The 1,342-nt window shown below is 39.2% G+C and carries 1 protein-coding gene; it reads right to left on the bottom strand.

Translation table 11 applies throughout. From position 1 onward, the window contains the following. Positions 1-243 precede the first annotated feature (243 nt). On the bottom strand, positions 244-1,257 hold the full coding sequence (locus I6E72_RS19585) for an IS110 family transposase (RefSeq protein WP_010555531.1): 1,014 nt from the start codon (positions 1,255-1,257) through the stop codon (positions 244-246). Positions 1,258-1,342 lie beyond the last annotated feature (85 nt).

The raw sequence follows: 1,342 nt of genomic DNA, 5'->3' as shown, positions 1-1,342 counted from the left end.
AGAGTTCATATATGGTCTCCTCCAGTATTGCAAGGTGTCATTCAACGATAGCAGGGACAGGTTTGCTGTCATATATACGGTCTTTTAGTGAAGATTATTACTTCTGACCTTGATGTAATCCGCGCATATTGTCCTGATCAGGTTATCGGTATTTACTACCACTGAACTCTATAGGTTTTCAATATGCAGGTTTGACCTGTTATGTCATCGTTTTAGCCACTTACGCAATTCTTTGAAGAGTATTTATACGGGTGAGTAACTCTCACCTGAAGCGCTAATAGCCCAAGCCATTCTCGCCATCTTGTTGGCATAAGCTACACATGCTCGATTATGCCCTCGAGTTTGAACCAGTCGGTTTATCCATTGACTTAATTTATCATTCTTCGTTTTTGCTCTTGAGACAACAGCTTTTGCTCCTTGGATCAACAGGCACCTTAAGTAGCTATTTCCTCGCTTACTTATCCCAAGTAAAGTATCTTTCCCGCCACTACTGTGTTGACGCGGAACGATACCTAAAGACGCTGAAACATCGCGGCCTCTTTTATAGTTACTGCCATTTCCAACTTCATTGAAATAGGCGCTTGATACCATAGGACCAAATCCAGGTATTGTTTGGATCCGTTGGCAAATATCATTATTTTTTGCTGTTTCAACTATTAATGTACTGTAAGTTTCAATGCAGCTGTCTAAGTTACTCAATTGTGTTTCTAACTGCTTTAGTACCGCTTTAAATGCGCCTGATAATCCGGTATTTTCATCTTCTAAAATTAGGGGGATACTTTTGCGTATTGTGTTTACACCCTGATTTAAAATAATTCCGTATTCAGCAGTTAAGCCTCGGATTTGATTGCATAGTGCCGTTCTTTGTCTGACCGCTAATTCTCTCGCTTTGTGCTGTGCTTGGTTATCTTGTTGCTCAACTGATTTTATACAGACACTCTTAATATGATGTTGCTTTGAAGCAACGCTAATTGCTAAAGCATCGTTATAATCATTTTTATTGCCAACTAAGAAGGCTTTTACATGCTGAGGTGGAATAAGCTTTATCTCATGACCACATTTTCTGATTTCTCGAGCCCAAAAATGAGAAGTTGCACAGGCCTCTAAAGCAACTAAACACGTAGTGTGTTGTTGGAAAAAAGATAACACTTGCGCACGCTTTAACATTTTCTTTTTAACTAAGCGCCCTTGTTCATTGCAGCACACCACATGGAAAAATCTTTTTGCTATATCTAAACCAATTGTTGTAATCTTCATTTTGGTCTTCTCCCTTTGATTATTGTAACCACTTTAATCATGGCACATAGATGCCGTATAGGGAGGAGACCATTACATCAGGTTA

The organism is Pseudoalteromonas sp. NSLLW24, from assembly GCF_015864725.1.
GTDB lineage: Bacteria > Pseudomonadota > Gammaproteobacteria > Enterobacterales > Alteromonadaceae > Pseudoalteromonas > Pseudoalteromonas arctica.
This window is presented reverse-complemented; position numbering and strand designations above follow the sequence as displayed.